General features: G+C 57.6%; 18 protein-coding genes. 10 read left to right on the top strand and 8 right to left on the bottom strand.

All coding sequences use genetic code 11. The annotated features are described in order from the left end of the window. Nucleotides 1-39: 39 nt before the first annotated feature. Both EGT36_RS07990 and sppA read right to left on the bottom strand, forming a co-directional pair. Nucleotides 40-342 carry an integration host factor subunit beta gene (locus tag EGT36_RS07990; RefSeq protein WP_003493505.1) on the bottom strand — a complete coding sequence of 101 codons (303 nt, stop codon included), beginning with the start codon at nucleotides 340-342 and terminating at the stop codon, nucleotides 40-42. A 27-nt stretch (nucleotides 343-369) separates the two neighbouring features. Beyond that, a complete protein-coding gene (gene sppA, locus EGT36_RS07985; protein ID WP_125270571.1) occupies nucleotides 370-1,323 on the bottom strand; it encodes a signal peptide peptidase SppA in 954 nt (317 codons plus the stop codon). 233 nt (nucleotides 1,324-1,556) lie between these two features. On the opposite strand from sppA, the gene lptC reads away from it, so the two are divergent. From lptC to ptsN, 6 genes are all read left to right on the top strand, one after another. Continuing rightward, on the top strand, nucleotides 1,557-2,222 hold the full coding sequence (lptC, locus tag EGT36_RS07980; protein ID WP_006698894.1) for an LPS export ABC transporter periplasmic protein LptC: 666 nt from the start codon (nucleotides 1,557-1,559) through the stop codon (nucleotides 2,220-2,222). A gap of 13 nt (nucleotides 2,223-2,235) precedes the next feature. Continuing rightward, the gene (locus tag EGT36_RS07975) at nucleotides 2,236-2,799 is read left to right on the top strand and encodes an LptA/OstA family protein (RefSeq protein ID WP_004439544.1); all 564 of its coding nucleotides are present in this window, start codon (nucleotides 2,236-2,238) and stop codon (nucleotides 2,797-2,799) included. A 9-nt stretch (nucleotides 2,800-2,808) separates the two neighbouring features. Next, nucleotides 2,809-3,618 (top strand): LPS export ABC transporter ATP-binding protein, encoded by an 810-nt coding sequence (lptB, locus tag EGT36_RS07970; RefSeq protein ID WP_004439542.1) that lies wholly within the window; start codon nucleotides 2,809-2,811, stop codon nucleotides 3,616-3,618. Nucleotides 3,619-3,771: 153 nt separating this feature from the next. After that, entirely contained in the window at nucleotides 3,772-5,322 is a 1,551-nt protein-coding gene (gene rpoN / locus EGT36_RS07965) for an RNA polymerase factor sigma-54 (protein ID WP_125270230.1), read from the top strand. Nucleotides 5,323-5,556: 234 nt separating this feature from the next. Beyond that, entirely contained in the window at nucleotides 5,557-6,129 is a 573-nt protein-coding gene (hpf, locus tag EGT36_RS07960) for a ribosome hibernation-promoting factor, HPF/YfiA family (RefSeq protein WP_003520085.1), read from the top strand. Between the two features lie 82 nt (nucleotides 6,130-6,211). Next, nucleotides 6,212-6,673, top strand: coding sequence for a PTS IIA-like nitrogen regulatory protein PtsN (gene ptsN / locus EGT36_RS07955; protein WP_004439537.1), 462 nt, complete (start codon nucleotides 6,212-6,214; stop codon nucleotides 6,671-6,673). Between the two features lie 82 nt (nucleotides 6,674-6,755). On the opposite strand, the gene grpE is transcribed toward ptsN, so the two are convergent. Both grpE and hrcA read right to left on the bottom strand, forming a co-directional pair. Beyond that, nucleotides 6,756-7,391, bottom strand: a complete 636-nt coding sequence (gene grpE / locus EGT36_RS07950; protein WP_037089407.1) for a nucleotide exchange factor GrpE — start codon at nucleotides 7,389-7,391, stop codon at nucleotides 6,756-6,758. A 112-nt stretch (nucleotides 7,392-7,503) separates the two neighbouring features. Next, a complete protein-coding gene (hrcA, locus tag EGT36_RS07945; protein WP_004439533.1) occupies nucleotides 7,504-8,595 on the bottom strand; it encodes a heat-inducible transcriptional repressor HrcA in 1,092 nt (363 codons plus the stop codon). A 136-nt stretch (nucleotides 8,596-8,731) separates the two neighbouring features. On the opposite strand from hrcA, the gene rph reads away from it, so the two are divergent. The 3 genes from rph to hemW are packed head-to-tail and all read left to right on the top strand — an operon-like array spanning nucleotide 8,732 to nucleotide 11,315. Beyond that, nucleotides 8,732-9,448, top strand: a complete 717-nt coding sequence (rph, locus tag EGT36_RS07940; protein ID WP_003503798.1) for a ribonuclease PH — start codon at nucleotides 8,732-8,734, stop codon at nucleotides 9,446-9,448. A 17-nt stretch (nucleotides 9,449-9,465) separates the two neighbouring features. Further along, nucleotides 9,466-10,110, top strand: coding sequence for an RdgB/HAM1 family non-canonical purine NTP pyrophosphatase (gene rdgB / locus EGT36_RS07935; protein ID WP_004439530.1), 645 nt, complete (start codon nucleotides 9,466-9,468; stop codon nucleotides 10,108-10,110). A gap of 5 nt (nucleotides 10,111-10,115) precedes the next feature. Beyond that, on the top strand, nucleotides 10,116-11,315 hold the full coding sequence (hemW, locus tag EGT36_RS07930; RefSeq protein ID WP_035206815.1) for a radical SAM family heme chaperone HemW: 1,200 nt from the start codon (nucleotides 10,116-10,118) through the stop codon (nucleotides 11,313-11,315). A gap of 68 nt (nucleotides 11,316-11,383) precedes the next feature. On the opposite strand, the gene dnaA is transcribed toward hemW, so the two are convergent. The 4 genes from dnaA to mutM all read right to left on the bottom strand — a co-directional run bounded on the left by dnaA (nucleotide 11,384) and on the right by mutM (nucleotide 15,872). After that, nucleotides 11,384-12,847: a chromosomal replication initiator protein DnaA gene (dnaA, locus tag EGT36_RS07925; RefSeq protein WP_006699682.1), complete on the bottom strand. Its 1,464-nt coding sequence runs from the start codon at nucleotides 12,845-12,847 to the stop codon at nucleotides 11,384-11,386. Between the two features lie 865 nt (nucleotides 12,848-13,712). Continuing rightward, a complete protein-coding gene (rpsT, locus tag EGT36_RS07920; protein ID WP_004439523.1) occupies nucleotides 13,713-13,979 on the bottom strand; it encodes a 30S ribosomal protein S20 in 267 nt (88 codons plus the stop codon). A gap of 195 nt (nucleotides 13,980-14,174) precedes the next feature. Next, complete coding sequence (locus EGT36_RS07915) at nucleotides 14,175-14,948, bottom strand: enoyl-CoA hydratase (RefSeq protein ID WP_004439522.1); 774 nt, start codon at nucleotides 14,946-14,948, stop codon at nucleotides 14,175-14,177. A gap of 27 nt (nucleotides 14,949-14,975) precedes the next feature. Then, on the bottom strand, nucleotides 14,976-15,872 hold the full coding sequence (mutM, locus tag EGT36_RS07910; RefSeq protein ID WP_006699684.1) for a bifunctional DNA-formamidopyrimidine glycosylase/DNA-(apurinic or apyrimidinic site) lyase: 897 nt from the start codon (nucleotides 15,870-15,872) through the stop codon (nucleotides 14,976-14,978). 143 nt (nucleotides 15,873-16,015) lie between these two features. On the opposite strand from mutM, the gene ubiE reads away from it, so the two are divergent. After that, nucleotides 16,016-16,792: a bifunctional demethylmenaquinone methyltransferase/2-methoxy-6-polyprenyl-1,4-benzoquinol methylase UbiE gene (gene ubiE, locus EGT36_RS07905; protein ID WP_037089412.1), complete on the top strand. Its 777-nt coding sequence runs from the start codon at nucleotides 16,016-16,018 to the stop codon at nucleotides 16,790-16,792. Nucleotides 16,793-16,818: the final 26 nt, after the last annotated feature.

The following is a 16,818-nucleotide window of genomic DNA, read 5'->3' as shown; positions in this document are numbered from 1 at the left end:
GAAGGCCGGCTCCGTTTCAGTCGCCGGCGTCAAGAACGATCAATCGTCCTCTTCGTCACCCATTCCGGGGTTCAGGCGTTCACGCAGTTCCTTACCCGTCTTGAAGAAGGGCACCCATTTTTCCTCGACGAAAACCGATTCACCCGTGCGCGGGTTCCGGCCCGAGCGCGACGGACGGTTTTTCACCGAAAACGCGCCAAAACCGCGGAGCTCAACACGATTGCCTGCCGCCAGAGCGTCGGTGATTTCATCCAGCACCGCATTGACGATGTTTTCCACGTCACGGTGATAAAGGTGCGGGTTACGCGCAGCAACGATCTGCACCAGTTCAGATTTGATCACGGTTGCCCCCCTGAAAGAATTGGATTTTTAACGCGGCTCAACCTGCCAAACGGAAACAAGACCGTCAAGAAACAACTTGTCCGTACCGAGCTGGCCAGGCCCTGCGAAGGGAATTAAATCGTCATATCCCAGAAACTTCGCTATTTGCGCAACACTGAAAAGCGCGAAAGGCGAATTGGAGGACGGCGCACGCCATTCGACAATCGGCAAATCCTTTGCCACACCGCGGGTTTCGAAATAAGCGCGAATTTCCTTTTCGCCGCCGAGCGTGTCGACCAGCCTGTTGGCAAGAGCCTGACGGCCGGTATAGATCGATCCATCAGCCAGTTTCAGCACATCCTCGCGTGGCAGTTTGCGGCGATCTGCCACAAGGTCCACAAACCAGCCATAGCTGTCCATCACCATGGCGCGGATCATCGTCTTTGCTTCTTCCGGCGCCTCGTGGAACGGTGAAGGCTCCGCCTTCATCGGCGACGACTTGATTTCCTGCAACGAGACGCCGAGCTTGTCCATCAACTGGCCAAGTTGGGGATATTGGAAGATCACGCCGATCGAACCGGTGATCGAGGTTTCTCCGGCAACGATGACTTCGCCCGCCGATGCGATCATGTAACCTGCGGAGGCAGCGAGCGTGCGCACATCCGAAACGACCGGCTTCTTTTCTGCGACCCCTCGAATGGCCTTAAAGATGCGCTCACCGCCATAGGTGGTGCCGCCTGGCGAAGAAATCGACACGATCAACCCTTTGACATTGTCGCTCTTGGCGATCCTGTCGAGCCGCTCGAGAAGTTCGGTATTGTCGGTGATCAGGCCAGAGACCTCGACGCGGGCAATATGGGGCTTCGCACTCTGCTGCGGTCCATCCCAGAAAAAACGGTAGAGGCCGAAGAAACCGGCAACGAGCAGAAGAACGGCGGCAATCCGCCAGAAAGTCAGCTTGCGGCGCAACCGCCTGCGATCCGCTATCGCCATATTGTCCATAAAAACCTCTGTCATCCGCTCTTGCGCTTCAGGCCATATGGTTCTTCTAACGCGAAGCCGCAAGGAAACAATAAGGAAACCAGAATTACGATAAAATTCGCATTTCCCTTGCACCTTTCCAGACAAAAACCATATTGGCAGGACAAAGCACTCGTGCCAAAGACATTTAGATAGAGACACAAGCTTCAATTGTGCGCCTGAAAGGCGCCGGGAAGCATTCCGGACCCGCTCTTATGCTCGAAAGACTCCGCGAACCCGCGCCAGCATTTCCGCTGCCCAATGACCAGAACGGCGCTTACGGGCGTGCGCTCCGGCATTCAGCGCGTGTGAAACGGCTGAAAATCATTCTGCCGCTCGGGGCGGCAATCGTTTCGCTTGCCTTCATCGCTGTCTCGGTTATCCGAACCTGGGCGCCTGAAGAAGTCTCCCTCGAAAGCGCGAGGATAGAAGACGGCAAGATCGTGATGGAAAAACCTGCCGTTGCGGGCCGCAACGAGAAGGGAATCGATTACTCCATGAACGCCGACCGCGCGTTGCAGGACATCGCCAACCCCAATCTGATGACGCTCGAAAAGGTTCTGGCGGCGGTTCCGGTAAACGACAGTGTCGCGCAGGTGATCGCCCAGGAAGGCATTTTCGACCGCGCTACGAACAAACTAAAGATGACCGCCCCTTTTGACATCAATCTCAGCAATGGCATACAAGCGAAATTCCAGTCTGCGGAAGTCGATCTGAAGGCCGGGAAAATGAGCAGCCAGCAGCCGGTTTCAATCAAAACAAACGACGGCTCGATTGTTGCGCAATCGATTGACATCGCCGATAATGGCAAGACAATTACATTTTCGGGGCAGGTACGGGCACGTATCGCTGCATCCAATATCAAAAATGAAGGCAAGTGAGAGCCCGGTCCAGATGATGCAAATTTCCCGTCCCGTTTTCCTTGGCAAATCCGCAGGCTTAACAGCCGCAGGTCTTGTTTTTTCGTGTCTTGCAACTGTGGCTTTCGCCCAGAACACCACCAGCAACATGCAGGGTGTCAAGCTTTCCGGCGATCAGCCGATTGCGATTGAAAGTGACCAGCTCGAGATTCGCGATCAGGAGCGTAAGGCATATTTTACCGGCAACGTGAAGGTTGTGCAGGGAACGACCACCCTGCAGGCCGGCAAGATGACGGTGAATTACAAGGGCGAGGGTTCCTCGCTCACCAGTGGCGACGCCAACATCGAAAAAATCTTCGTGGACAATAATGTCTATCTGACGTCCGAGACCCAGAAGGCGACGGCCGATCACGGCGAATTCGACATGGCGGCGCAGACCTTCATTCTGACGGGCAAGCAGGTCGTGCTGTCCGAAGGCACCAATGTCTTCACCGGCTGCAAGCTCACTGTTCTGATGAATACGGGACAGGCCAAGCTCGAAAGCTGCGGCGGTCCTGTCCGGATCATGCTCGATCCGAAATCGCAGAAGAAACAGTAGTCTTTCCTCGTGAAGATACCCTCGATCTCAAAAATATTCGGCGGCGGGCGCCACCGATCCGCGGACGCCGCCTCACCGGCGGACAAGACCCCCTATCAGGGCACGCTGATCGCGCATGGTTTGACCAAGACCTATAATACGCGTCGCGTGGTCAACGGTGTTTCGCTGGTCGTTCGTCGCGGCGAGGCTGTGGGCCTGCTCGGGCCGAACGGCGCCGGCAAAACCACCTGTTTTTATATGATCACGGGCCTGGTTCCGGTCGATACCGGCAAGATCGCCATCAACGGCAATGATGTGACCACCATGCCGATGTATCGGCGCGCGCGTCTCGGCGTCGGTTATCTGCCGCAGGAAGCCTCGATCTTCCGCGGGTTGACCGTGGAGGAGAACATCCGCGCCGTGCTGGAAGTGCACGAGCCGGACGCAGCCAAGCGCAACCGCAAGCTCGATGAGCTGCTGGAAGAATTCCATATCGCGCAGCTGCGCAAGTCGCCCGCCGTGGCGCTTTCGGGTGGTGAGCGCCGCCGTCTGGAAATCGCACGCGCGCTTGCGACAGATCCGACCTTCATGCTGCTCGACGAGCCTTTCGCGGGCGTCGATCCGATTTCGGTCAGCGACATCCAGAATCTGGTAAGGCATCTGACAGCGCGCGGCATCGGCGTTCTCGTCACTGATCATAATGTCCGAGAAACGCTTGGCCTCATCGACCGCGCTTACATCATCCATGCAGGCGAGGTGCTGACGCATGGACGTCCCGACGATATCGTCAACAATCCGGATGTGCGTCGCCTCTATCTCGGCAATAATTTCAGCCTTTGAGCTGCAGGGCGCGAAAGATTCTTCATCGCGCCCTGCCCTGACGCTTGACCAAACAAAATAAAAAAGCAATTTTTGGGCCAAGTTCTGTCGTCTCGGTAAAATTTCTGGAAAATCTGGCGACGGAGAAGCTGTAAAGGGAGTTTCGCGTTCGCCATGGCATTGTCTGCCAGCCTTTTGCTGCGTCAAAACCAGTCTCTCGTGATGACACCGCAACTGATGCAGTCCATCCAGCTGCTTCAGATGACGCATTTCGAGTTGACGCAGTTTATCGCGCAGGAGGTGGAACGTAATCCGCTGCTGGAAATTGCGGCAAACGATGGCGATTTGAGCAATGACATGCCGGCGGAAGCCGACAATTTCGGCGACAGCGATGGTGACGGCGCGGGAAAATCCCCCAGCGTGGCCGCGGATAGTGAAGACTGGTACGGGGATCGCGCCGCCAATCTTGGCGAGCAACTCGACACGAGCTTCGAAAACGTCTTTCCCGACGATGGCGAGCCGAGAAAGGCCGATGCGCCCGAACTGGCGAGCCAGTGGAAATCGATGCAGGGGCAGGAATCCGGCGAAAGTTACGATCTCGATGACTTCGTCGCTGCAAAACAGAGCCTGGGCGACCATCTCAGTCAGCAATTGCCGCTCTCCATCTCTTCCCCCGAAGACAGGATGATCGCCGATGTGCTTATCGGCCAACTCGATGAGACCGGCTATATCGCCGCAGACGCTGTCGACGACGTCGCCGAGCGGCTGGGAGCGGCTCCCTCGACTGTCGAGCGGGTCTTGAAGACACTCCAGGGCTTCGATCCTCCCGGCGTATTTTCACGTTCACTGAGCGAGTGTCTGGCGATCCAGCTCGCGCAGAAGGACCGGCTCGACCCGGCCATGCGGGCTTTCATCGACAATCTCGAGCTTCTGGCGAAGCGGGATTTCGCCTCCTTAAAGAAACTCTGTGGGGTCGATGAGGAAGACCTGCTCGACATGCTGGCGGAAATCCGCACGCTCAATCCACGCCCCGGTGCAGGCTACGATTCAGCGGTTTCGGAGACCATCGTTCCCGACATCATCGTTCGTCCCTCCTCTTCCGGCGGCTGGCTGGTGGAAATCAATCCCGAGACCCTGCCACGCGTGCTCATCAACCAGAGCTATTTCGCCGAAGTCTCGAAACACAAGGCTCGCGCAGGAGAGGACCAGGACTTTCTGGCTGAATGCATGCAGACCGCCCATTGGCTGACCCGCAGCCTCGACCAGCGCGCCCGGACGATCATGAAGGTTGCGACGGAGATCGTGCGTCAGCAGGATGCCTTTCTCCTCAATGGCGTGGATCACCTGCGGCCGCTGAACCTGAAGACGGTTGCGGACGCCATCAAGATGCACGAATCCACCGTCAGCCGCGTGACATCAAAGAAATACATGCTGACGCCACGCGGGCTGTTCGAGCTCAAATATTTCTTCAGCGTATCGATCAGCGCTGTGGAAGGCGGTGACAGCCATTCAGCGGAAGCAGTTCGTCACCGCATCAAGGCCATGATTGCGCAGGAAGCGGCTGATGCGGTGCTTTCCGACGACGATATCGTAGACAATCTAAAGAAGAACGGTATCGATCTCGCCCGCCGCACCGTCGCCAAATATCGGGAGGCGATGAACATCCCCTCCTCCGTGCAGAGACGCCGGGAAAAGAAGGCTCTTGCCAGGTTGTCCGCCTTCTGAGCGATGAACCCGATCACGTTTATGGCGGTTTTTTGCCGCACCATTGACTCTTGTCGCGGCAAGGGCTAGAAGCCCGCCGCACACGTAAGCAAGGTCATTTGTAACGGATTCATCTCCACCGTCCATGGGCGTAAAATTCGAATGAGGGCTTTTTAAGGTCTTCGAAACGCTTGGATGCGCGCGCGGCTTGACGTAAGCTGGTACTCGCAAATCACTACAAAAAGGAAAATTTCCATGAGTGTGCGTGTATCTGGTAAACATATGGAGATCGGTGAATCTTTCCGTCAGCGGATTGAGGACAATATAGGTCTGGCGGTTACCAAATACTTCGATGGGGGGTATTCAGGCCAAGTGACCGTAGAGAAGTCCGGATCGCGTTTTGCGGCCGATTGCAAGCTGCATCTCGATACGGGCGTTGTATTGCATGCGGCGGGTCAGGCGAATGATCCGCAAGCGAGCTTCGATGCCGCCGCCGAGCGGATCGAAAAGCGCCTGCGTCGCTACAAGCGCAAGCTCAAGGACCATCACAATGGTGCGAACGGCGTGTCGCAGGAAATTGCCTATACGGTGATGGATGCTATTCCCGATGAGGACCACGAGGTCCCCGAAGATTACGCACCCACCATTGTGGCCGAGAGTTCGAAACAGATTAAGACCATGTCTGTTGCCAGTGCCGTGATGGCGCTCGACATGACCGACGAACCGGTTCTGCTGTTCCGCAGCCCGGGCAAGGAATATCTCAACATCGTCTACCGGCGTCACGACGGCAATATTGGCTGGATCGACGCGGAAACGATCAAGAGCTGAACAGTCTGACAAGACGTGGAAGGCAGGACGCGAAAGTGCATCTGCCTTCCGCCTCGTCTCGATGGCATGAAGGAAAAAGAGAATGGCGTTGGCAGATTTGCTGCAACAAGATGCGATTATTCCCGCCCTCAAGGTGAATTCCAAAAAGCAGCTGCTTCAGGAGCTGGCCGCAAAGGCAGCCAGAATTACCGGAGTCTCGGAACGGGAAGTGTTCGACGTCATCCTCCAGCGTGAAAAGCTCGGCTCCACCGGTGTGGGGCACGGCATTGCCATTCCCCATGGCAAGCTCAACAGCATCCAGCAGATCACCGGTGTTTTCGCACGTCTTGAAACGCCGGTCGATTTCGAAGCGCTGGACGATCAGCCTGTTGATCTGGTTTTCCTGCTGCTGGCGCCAGAAGGTGCCGGCGCCGACCATCTGAAGGCACTTTCACGCATTGCGCGTGCCCTGCGCGACCCTGAACTGGTGGCCAAGCTGCGTGCTACAGATTCCGATACGGCGATCTACGCCTTCCTTAATCAGGAACAGGCAACGGCTGCCTGACGGCAGGCCTTCTTTTCCCAGTTAATGGCAATAAAAAACGCGCCCTGAAGGCGCGTTTTTCGTTACGTCGGCACAGATGGCCTCAAGCGTCTTTTTCATTGACCGACGCGGTGCCCGGTTCGGCCGAGGCAGCGGTTTCCGCCTTCGGGCCGCCCTTGGAGACACCGACCATGGCGGGGCGCAGAACGCGGTCGCCAATGGTGAACCCGGCCTGAATTACCTGCAATACGGTATTGTTGGGAACCGTCGTGTTGGGAATTTCAAACATGGCCTGGTGGAAATTCGGGTCGAACTTCTGGCCTTCGGCATCGATCTTCTTCACGCCATGGCGTTCCAGCGTCGACAGCATCGAGCGCTCGGTCATTTCGACACCTTCAATCAAGCCGTTCAGCCCGGCTTCGCCATTGGTCTTGAGCTCAGCGGGAATGGCCTCGAGAGCGCGGCGAAGATTGTCTGAAACCGCCAGCATGTCGCGGGCAAAAGCGGCCATGGAATAGGTCTTGGCATCCTTCACGTCGCGTTCTGTGCGACGACGAAGATTGTCCATTTCCGCGGCAAGGCGCAGGAACTTGTCGCGCAGGTCGGCATTTTCCGCCTTGAGCACTTCGACCGGATCGGGCTCCGCCGTTTCAGCCTGTTCTTCGCCTGCCTTAACAGGTTCGACAAACTCTTCCGCGACGTCCGCGTCAGGTCCGGGCTTTTTTGTATCGTCGGTCATGACGTTCTCCAGATTAGACTGTTAGTGGTTGCGCCCGATATCGAGCTTTGGCGGGCAAAAATCAAGGCTTGCGGCGAAAAGCTTGCCGCATTCTCGTTCCTTGCCGGCTTGTCTATCTCTGTTTGCGGGAAAGGCGGGCCATGATCTGCGCGGTGTAATCCACCATGGGCACGATACGGGCATAATTCAGCCTGGTGGGCCCGATGACGCCGACCGCACCAACGACACGATTGTCCTCGTCACGATACGGCGCGACGATGAGCGAGGAACCCGACAGCGAAAAGAGCTTGTTTTCCGAACCGATAAAAATCCTCACTCCCGACCCACTTTCCGCGAGGTTGAGGATTTCAATGAGGTTTTCCTTACGCTCCAGATCGTCAAAGAGCAGGCGAACACGATCGATGTCTTCCTCGCCGGCCAGTCCCTCCAGCAGATTGGACCGCCCGCGAACGATGAGACGACCAAGCTTGCCGTCCTCGCTATCGCCCGCCCAGACAGCCAGACCGCGTTCGATGAGATCCTGTGCCAGCTTGCCGAGTTCGGACTGCAGCTCCGCCTGCTGCTTCTGGAACTGGCCACGCAATTCCTGCAGCGTCTGGCCGGACAGATGGGCATTGATGAAATTCGCAGCCTCGGTCAACTGTGACGAAGAAATGCCAGTCGGTAACTCTATGATGCGATTTTCGACCTGATTATGATCACCCACCAGCACGGCGAGCGCCTTGGTGGGTTCGAGCCTGATGAATTCGACATGCTTGAGCACCACATCGTTCTTGGCCGTCAGCACCAGGCCTGCGCCCCGCGACATCCCGGACAACATGCGGCTCGCCTCCGTCAGCAGCCCTTCCAGCGATTGCTCGTGACCGGCGACCGGCCCGATCTGACGATCGATGCTTGCGCGTTCCTCCGCTGGCAGATCGCCTACCTGCATGAAGGCATCAACGAAAAAGCGCAACCCGGTCTGGGTGGGAAGGCGCCCAGCGCTGATGTGAGGGGAATAGATGAGGCCCAGTTCCTCCAGATCGCTCATGACGTTCCGGACGGAGGCCGGTGAAAGCGACATCGGCAGCAGCCGCGACAGGCTGCGTGAGCCCAACGGTTCGCCGGTATCGAGATAACCTTCGACGATGCGCCGGAAAATTTCCCGCGACCGTTCATCGAGAAGCGATGCCTGATCTTTTGAAAGCGGTGCAGAAAAGCCCATTCGTCCGTTCTTTGTCGTCCATATCTTGTCTGCCATCAATATAATGCGTCGCGCGGCCGCGGCAAAATGGAAATTGGCTTTGCAAAAGCCAGGACCTCGCCTTAGAAGGCAGGGACCAACATGGAGAGTGGATCATATGCGGCCTTCAGGCAGAAAAACCGACCAGATGCGCAAGGTTTCCTTCGAGCGCAATTTCTCGAAACATGCCGAAGGATCCTGTCTCGTGAAATTCGGCGACACGCATGTGCTCGTCACCGCAAGCCTCGAAGAAAAGACGCCGCCGTGGCTGCGCAACAGCGGCAAGGGCTGGGTTACCGCAGAATATGGCATGCTTCCGCGCTCCACCCATGAACGCATGAAGCGCGAAGCTGCTTCCGGCAAGCAGGGCGGCCGTACGCAGGAAATCCAGCGCCTCATCGGCCGCTCGTTGCGCGCCGTCGTTGACCTTCAGGCGCTCGGCGAACGCCAGATCAGCATCGATTGCGACGTCATCCAGGCCGATGGCGGTACCCGCACCGCCTCCATTACCGGCGCGTGGATCGCGCTGCACGATTGCCTGAAGTGGATGGAAACCCGCAACATGATCAAGGTCGAGAAAGTCCTGAAGGATCATATCGCGGCGATCTCCTGCGGTATCTTCGCCAACCAGCCGGTTATCGATCTCGACTATCTCGAAGATTCCTCCGCCGAGACCGACGCGAATTTCGTCATCACCGGCTCGGGCGGCATCGTCGAGGTTCAGGGTACTGCTGAAGGCGCGCCCTTCTCCGAAGAAGAATTCCTGACGCTGCTCGGCCTGGCCAAAGCCGGCTGCAGCGAATTGGTCGCCCTTCAGAAACAGGCCATCGCCTGAGCCGACAGGAAAGCGTGATGCGCAAGCTCGATACCAGAACCATCGTCGTCGCCAGCCACAACAAAGGCAAGATTGCCGAAATTGCCGATCTGATCGGCCCTTTCGGCTTTTCCGCCAAGTCGGCGGCTGAGCTCAACTTCGAAGAGCCGGACGAGACAGGTACGACCTTCGAAGAAAATGCCGCCATCAAGGCGCTTGCCTCTGCTAAGGCATCCGGTCTTCCGGCTTTGTCCGACGATTCCGGTCTGGTTATCGACGCGCTTGACGGTGCGCCCGGTGTCTACACCGCCAATTGGGCGGAGACGGCCGACGGCACACGCGACTTCGCCATGGCGATGCGGAAAGTTGAAGATGCGCTGGCCGAGCACGGCGCATCGAAACCGGAAGATCGCACGGCCCGCTTTGTCAGCGTGCTGTGCCTGGCCTGGCCCGACGGTCATGTCGAGTATTTCCGTGGCGAGGTGGAAGGCACTGTCGTCTGGCCACCGCGCGGAACGAGCGGATTTGGCTATGATCCGATCTTCAAACCCGAGGGTTACGACACCACATTCGGTGAGATGACCGCGGACGAAAAACACGGCTGGAAACATGGCGACAGCTTTGCGCTATCGCACCGTGCCCGTGCGTTTAAAAAATTCGTAGAAACCTGCCTGGAGGCATGAACCCGATGGTCGGGGAGCATCAACTTTCTGCCCCCGGCGCATCGCTTCTGCCGGATACGGGCGATCCCGGTTTCGGGATTTATCTGCATTGGCCCTTCTGCGCGGCCAAATGCCCCTATTGCGATTTCAACAGCCATGTCCGCCACCGGCCGGTAGATCAGGAGCGGTTTACGGCTGCCTTCCTGCGTGAAATGGAACATATGCGGTCGCTGAGCGGCCCGCGCGTCGTCACCAGCATCTTCATGGGCGGCGGCACGCCATCGCTGATGGACCCGCAGACAGTCGCAGCACTTCTTGATGGCGTCTCGCGCTTCTGGCATGTGCCGGATGGTATCGAGATCACCATGGAAGCCAATCCTTCGAGCGTCGAGGCAGAGCGGTTTCGCGGTTACCGGGCGGCGGGCGTCAACCGCGTCTCTCTCGGTGTGCAGGCGCTGAATGACCGCGACCTGAAATTCCTCGGACGGCTGCATGATGTCGCTGACGCCCTGAAAGCCATCAGGCTGGCGCGTGAGATTTTCCCGCGTATGTCCTTCGACCTCATCTATGCCCGCCCGAACCAGACGGTGGCCGAATGGGACGCCGAGCTGAAGGAAGCAGTCTCCTATGCCGTTGACCATCTGTCGCTCTATCAGCTGACGATAGAAGAAGGCACGCCCTTCTACGGCCTGCACAAGGCCGGCAAACTCATCGTGCCAGATGGCGAGCATTCGGCCGTGCTTTATGAAGCCACTCAGGAAATCACCGAGCGTTACGGCATGCCGGCCTACGAGGTTTCCAACCATGCCCGGCCCGGTGCTGAAAGTCGCCACAACCTCACCTACTGGCGTTATGGCGATTACGCGGGCATCGGTCCTGGCGCGCATGGGCGTCTGACGCGCGGCTCCTCCAAGCTCGCAACGGCGACCGAACGCCACCCTGAGACCTGGCTGGAAACCGTTGAGCGGGAAGGCCACGGCATGATCGATCAGGAACTCCTCGGCGTCGATGAACAGGCCGACGAATTGCTGCTGATGGGCCTTCGCCTGCGGGAAGGCATCGATCTCGCCCGCTGGAGCGATCTTTCCGGACGCGACCTCGACCCGGAAAAGGAAGAGTTTCTTCTCCAGCACGGCTTTGTGGAGCGGCTCGGAAACTCCCGGCTGCGCTGCACGCCATCGGGCATGCTCATTCTGGACGCCGTCGTCGCCGACCTCGCCTGCTGACACCCGCGCATCCGGCTTTAGTCCTCAAACAAGAAGAGAATAAAAAAGCGGCCCGGAGGCCGCTTTGTTCATGCGTTGTTTTCGTTGATCAGGCGCTTCAGCAGCTCGACCTCATGACCGAGCTTGGTATCGCCGGAGATCAGCTCCTCGATCTTGCGCACCGCATGCAGAACCGTGGTATGGTCACGTCCGCCAAAACGGCGGCCGATCTCCGGGAAAGACCGCGGCGTCAGCATCTTCGCCAGATACATGGCGATCTGGCGTGGCTTGACGATGACTCGGGTGCGGCGGTTGGACACCAGTTCCTGCCGCGACACGTTGTAATGCTTGGCGACGATCCGCTGAATATCCTCAATACGCACGCGCTTGGCCTCGCCCGTGCCGACGAGATGCGACAGTAGTTCATCGACCCGGTCGACCGACAGATTCGGTTCGAAAGAGCGCCGGAACATCAGCTGGTTGAACGCACCCTCAAGTTCGCGGCCGCTCGCCGTGACGCTTTTGGCGACATGGGTCAGGATTTCGTCCGAAATATCAAAGGAAGGATCTTCCTGACGGGCCGAACCGAGGCGGCGGTTGAGCATTTCATAACGCATGTCGTAATCGGGCCCTTCGATCTCGATGGCCATGCCGCCCTGAAGGCGGGAGCGCACGCGCGGATCGAGCGATTCCAGTTCCCATGGAGCGCGGTCAGCCGCAACCACGACCTGCTTGGCGCTGTCGAGCAGCATGTTCAGCAGGTGGCAGAATTCGTGCTGGATCATCTTGCCCTGCAGAAACTGCATGTCATCGATGACGAGCAGATCGATATTGCGCAGCGTATCCTTCAGCGTCAGAGCGTCATTATCACGGATCGCGGTTGCGAAACGCCACATGAAATATTCGGCCGTCAGATAAACCACGCGCGGATTGCGCGGGCTGTCGATGGCCGCATTCGCGATGGCCTGCAGAAGATGTGTCTTGCCGAGGCCCACACCCGCATGGATGAACAGCGGATTAAAACGCACGGCGCCAGCGCCGGCTTCTGCGATCGTCTTTGCGGCTGCAAGCGCAACACGGTTGGACGAACCTTCCACAAACGTCTCGAAGGTGAAACGGGTATCCAGCGGTGAACCGAACAGCGGACCGGAGCCGCCCTGACGCAGGGTTGCCTGCGCGGCCACGGGCTGCGCAGAAGGCGCCGCCGCGGGCTGCTGCGGGACAAAAGGCTTGTTGCGCTGAACCGCCCCGATTTCCTGAGCGGGCTGTGTCCGTTCCTCAGCCTGGGCCGGACGCACCGGGCGGCTGGCCGAGCGGACCAGAATTTCCACCTTCAGCACATCCGGATCCTCGCTCTGCACGAGGCTGGTGATCAGGTCCATATAACGGTTATTGATCCAGGACTTCAGAAAGGTCGTCGGAACGGTAAAACGAACGACGCTTTTCGAAACGGAATGGAGTTTCAGCCGTGCAAACCAGCTCGCATAGACTTCCGGACCAACCTGTGCCTTGAGCCGCGCGCTAAAACGTTCAAACAGCGCATCATGCTTCATTGCCGATTTGTCCCCTGCCGCCTCTGAGCAAGCTGCATCACATGCCTTTGGTGCGCGGTCCCCATCAGCCACCGCACCCATCGCCAAATTCAATTGCATATTGCCGCCTTTCAAATTGCCAATCATAGCCTGACGATCAAAATAGATCGCCAGAGATCCCCCTCGTTTATTCCCGCCCTCAGCGTTCCCCTCGAAAGAACGTCAAAGACTATTCTCGTTTGCGAGCCGGTTTCCCATTTCCCTCTCCCTCATGGAGAGGCCTGCGACACGCTCAAAACGCTCCTTTCGCCACAACCTTAAGGCGCATTTTTGAGGACAAAAAGCTCCCGCCCGCTCCGAGACCGAAACGGTACAAAAAGCTCCATGACCTGAAAAAACGGACCTCGAAAGACCCGTCAGCAAGAAGGTGAATATCGTCGATACGAACATCGAGATAATCTGTGGACTGAGATCCGCACCCCTTGTTGAAATGCATTTAGGCAGGATCGTGGGGAGAGATCAATGGCGTTTTTTCTGCAAAAACGTAGATCGGCCATTGACTCGCAAAGGCCGTTTTGCATCACCGTCAAGGTTCAAAGCAGAATCGCTTATGAATCAATGAGATTCAATTTTGGCGTTTTTTGAGAGCCTGTTTCGGCAAAAAAATAAAAATCTTCTTGACTCAAAACTTGCCGCGACTTCCGTAGAGCAAGCTTCCCATTTCGGAGAAGACCTCCGGCAAGTATTTGTTTTTGCTAAGTTTTTCCTGTCGTTCAGTTGACACGCATTTGTCACGTTACGGGAGGAATGATTAACAGGCGGTTAGAATCAGAAAAAGCCCGGTCAAAGACCAGGCTTTTTGAATAATTATTTGTAATTAGCCGGATTAGGCGGAAAGAGCCTTCACGCGCTGTGCAAGACGCGACACCTTACGGGATGCCGTGTTGCCGTGCAGAACGCCCTTCGTGGCGGCGCGCTGGATCTCGGGCTGAGCTGCCTTCAGAGCTTCGGTAGCGACAGCGAGATCACCGGTAGCGATTGCTTCCTCGACCTTGCGGATGAAGCCGCGAACGCGCGAACGGCGAGCCTTGTTGACTGCGGTACGGCGAGCGATCTTGCGGGTCGCCTTTTTCGCCGAAGTTGTATTGGCCATGTATGCCTCTCTTCGAATTCAAACCAAATTCCGCAACCAGAGGATCGGGTCTTTCGAAGACCTCACGTAACCCAAGAATGCGGGAGTAATTTCGGACAAGCCGGATGGCTTTCCTTAACCGTGGGCGGGCATATACCGCTAAAGCTTACGCCCGTCAACGCGCAAAACGCTTAAAAGCGCCGATATTCCGAATCCTTAGCGATTCCGGAAAGCAGGTTTGCGCTTTTCGACGAAGGCCGCCATGCCCTCCTTCTGATCTGCCGTGGCGAAAAGCGACTGAAAGGACCGTCTTTCATATCTCAGACCTTCAGAAAGCGGCACTTCGAAGGAACGATTGACACTTTCCTTGGCCATGAGCACGGAGGCACGCGACAGCGACGCGATGCGGGTGGCGGCCTCCACCGCCTCGTCCATCAGGTTCGCGGCCGGCACGATTCTCGATACGAGACCGGCGCGCTCGGCTTCCGCCGCATCCATCATGCGGCCAGTCAGAACGAGGTCCATCGCCTTTGCCTTACCCACCGCACGCGTCAGCCGCTGGGAGCCGCCCATGCCTGGAATGACACCCAGCGTGATCTCCGGCTGGCCGAACTTTGCCGTATCGGATGCTATGATGAAGTCGCACATCATGGCGAGTTCGCACCCGCCCCCGAGGGCAAAACCGGAAACGGCGGCGATGACGGGTTTGCGGGTGGCCGCAACCTCGTCCCAGCCGCCAAGAAAATCGCCGACATAGGCATCGACGAAATCCAGCCCCTGCATTTCCTTGATATCGGCACCAGCCGCAAATGCCTTCTCAGAGCCGGTGATAACGACCGCACCGATGGAATCGTCCACGGAAAATGAAGACAGGATGTGTCGCAGCTCTTTCAGAAGCACGGAATTGAGAGCGTTTAGCGCCTTTGGACGATTGAGCGTGATGACCCCTACCTCGTCGCGCTTTTCGACCAATATCGTTTCATAATCCACGGCAGTCTCCCCTTCTCCGTCGTTCGTTCATTTCTGGCAGGCGGCGCAATAAAAGGTGGAGCGGCCAGCCTGCACCACCCTTTCAACCGTACCCCTGCAGCCGGGGGTACGGCAAGGCTGCCCCTCCTGATCGTAGACCGAAAAGGAATGCTGGAAATAACCAAGCGTTCCATCCGTCTGTATGTGGTCGCGCAATGATGAGCCCCCGGCGGCGATGGCATCGGCGATGACATCGCGGATTTTCTCCGTGAGATACACGAGCTTCGCTGTGGGCTTGCCACCTTTCGTTACCAGCGTTCCGGCGGCACGCAGGGGGGAAAGATGGGCGCGCCACAGCGCCTCGCAGACATAGATATTGCCGAGGCCGGCAATAACCTTCTGGTCCAGCAGCGTGCTTTTCAGCGGTTGGCTTTTACCGTCGAACCGGCTCGCGAGATAATCCGCGCTCAGCGTATTGCCTGTTGGCTCCGGGCCAAGTTCCGCAAAGGCGGGATAAAGATCGAGCTTGCTGCGCTCCACCAGATGCATGAAGCCGAAGCGACGCGGATCATTATATATAACGCAGATGCGCTCTTCGCCTTTATCCAGATAAAAGACGACGTGGTCGTGCTTGCCGTCCTTCGAGCGGGGATGGTGGAACACGCCGGGTATGCTGCCTTCTGCATCGGCTTCCGCTTCCACGCGGAAAGAGCCGGACATGCCGAGATGGGACACGATTGTCAGCCCGTCCTCCAGCTCGATCAGAAGATATTTTGCCCGCCTTCCGAGCGAGATGATTGTCTTCCCCTCGATAAGCTCCGCGAAATCCTCTGGAAACGGAAACCGCAGGTCGGGGCGGCCGAGATGGAGCTTGCGAACCCTTGCCCCTTCCATGGCGGGAGCAAGGCCGCGTCTGACGGTTTCGACTTCTGGCAATTCTGGCATCTGGCTTATCCGGCAGTTTTTCGTTAGGACCATGTGGTCTATAAAGTGCACGCGAAATGTCGCGCCCAGGCGATGCGGCAACAGATAGCGTCGCCATGGCGTTTCCGCTATGGTCCGCCACGCAATAAATATGGAGACAGACGATGACCGACGCCCGTACCACCGCCCAAGGCGGCATGGAAACGTCCTATGGCTTCCACAAGGTGGACGAAGGCCAGAAGCAGGGGATGGTCAACGAGGTCTTCCACAAGGTGGCCAAGCGCTACGATATCATGAATGACGTGATGTCGGCCGGCCTGCACCGGCTGTGGAAGGACGCCATGGTGTCCTCGCTTTCGCCGCGCAAGGATCCCTCCTACAAGGTTCTGGACGTGGCTGGTGGTACCGGGGATATTGCCTTCCGGATCATCGAAGCTTCCAACCGTCTGGCGCATGCCACCGTTCTCGATATCAACGGCTCAATGCTTGCCGTCGGCGGAGAGCGCGCGGCGAAAAAGAAGCTTTCGGACAATTTGACCTTCGTGGAGGCCAATGCCGAGGAACTACCTTTTGAGGCGAACAGCTTCGACGCCTATACGATTGCCTTTGGCATTCGCAATGTTCCGCGCATCGACGTTGCGCTGAAGGAAGCGCACCGTGTGCTGAAGCGCGGCGGGCGGCTTCTGGTGCTGGAGTTTTCCGAAGTTGAGATGCCGCTGCTTGATCGCGTCTACGACGCGTGGTCGTTCAATGCCATTCCGCAATTCGGCAAGATGATCACCGGCGACGCCGAACCCTATCAGTATCTGGTCGAATCGATCCGTAAATTCCCCAATCAGGAGGATTTTGCGACGATGATCCGCACCGCCGGCTTCTCCCGCGTGACCTATACCAATTACACCGGCGGTATCGCCGCCCTGCATTCCGGCTGGAAGCTCTAAGACCATGGCCGGCACAGGCAGGAGAC

This window comes from Agrobacterium sp. FDAARGOS_525 (genome assembly GCF_003938925.1).
GTDB classification, from domain to species: Bacteria; Pseudomonadota; Alphaproteobacteria; order Rhizobiales; family Rhizobiaceae; genus Agrobacterium; species Agrobacterium pusense.
This window is presented reverse-complemented; position numbering and strand designations above follow the sequence as displayed.